This window comes from Kitasatospora sp. NPDC091257 (genome assembly GCF_044757675.1).
Taxonomy (GTDB): domain Bacteria; phylum Actinomycetota; class Actinomycetes; order Streptomycetales; family Streptomycetaceae; genus Kitasatospora; species Kitasatospora lactacystinica.
This window is the reverse complement of record NZ_JBIVVI010001820.1, coordinates 1-1,156: the sequence shown is the minus strand read 5'-3', so window position 1 is coordinate 1,156 and position 1,156 is coordinate 1. Positions and strand designations below refer to the sequence as shown.

The following is a 1,156-nucleotide window of genomic DNA, read 5'->3' as shown; positions in this document are numbered from 1 at the left end:
GTACGGCCGCCCCTCCGAGGGGGAGTGGGCCGCCCCCGGCCGGGTCAACCTGATCGGCGAACACACCGACTACAACCTCGGGTTCGTCCTCCCCGTCGCCCTGCCGCGGACCGTCCGCGCCCAGGCCGCCCGGCGGGAGGACGGGCTGCTGCGGCTCTGGTCCGCCCAGGGCGGTGACCTGGTGACGCTGAAGGTGGACGACCTCGCCCCCGGCTCGGTGCCCGGCTGGGCCGGCTACCCGGCCGGAGTGGTGTGGGCGCTGCGCGAGGCCGGGCACCGGGTCGGCGGGGCCGACCTCCGGCTGGACAGCGACGTGCCCGGCGGCGCCGGGCTCTCCTCCTCGGCCGCCCTGGAGTGCGTCGTCGCCGCCGTCTGCAACGACCTGTACGGGCTGGGCCTGGCGGGCCCGGAGCTGGCGGTGCTGGCGCAGCGGGCCGAGAACGCCTTCGTCGGCGTGCCCTGCGGAATCATGGACCAGATGGCCTCGATGTGCTGCCGCCCCGGGGCCGCCCTGTTCCTCGACAGCCGCGATCTGACGATGCGTCAGGTTCCCGTCGACCTCGCGGGCGCGGGCCTCGCCCTGCTCGTCCTGGACACCCGGGTCAAGCACGACCTCGGCGACGGCGCCTACGCCGCGCTGCGGGCCGGCTGCGAACGCGCCGCCGTCCTGCTCGGGCTGCCCGCGCTCCGCTCGCTCCAGCCGTCCGGCCTGGCCGACGCGCTCGCCCGGCTCCCCGAGGACCTGGTTCCCCTGGTGCGCCACGTGGTCACCGAGAACGCCCGGGTGGAGGCCGCCGTCGCCCGTCTGGACGCCGGCGACCTCGCCGCGCTCGGCCCGATCCTCACCGCCGGGCACGCCTCGCTGCGCGACGACTACCGGGTCTCCTGCCCGGAGACCGACCTCGCCGTCGACGCGGCCCTGGCCGCCGGCGCCCACGGCGCGCGGATGACCGGCGGCGGCTTCGGCGGCTCGGTCATCGCCCTGGTGGACGCGGACACCGCCGAGCGCGTCGCCGCCGAGGTCACCGCCGCTTTCCGCGAAGCCGGGTACGCCGAGCCGCGCACCCTCACCGCCGTCCCGGCGGAGGGGGCGCGCCGGCTCCGCTGAACCGCTCCGCCGGGCGGGGGCTTGAGGACAGGCCCTACGCCCGGTGGG

1 protein-coding gene is annotated in these 1,156 nt (G+C 77.6%); it reads left to right on the top strand.

Going from position 1 to position 1,156, the window contains the following annotated elements; genetic code table 11:
• A partial coding sequence (gene galK / locus ACIQOV_RS42265) for a galactokinase (protein ID WP_401056568.1) occupies window positions 1-1,108 on the top strand: 1,108 nt, incomplete at its 5' end.
• Between the last annotated feature and the right edge of the window lie 48 nt (window positions 1,109-1,156).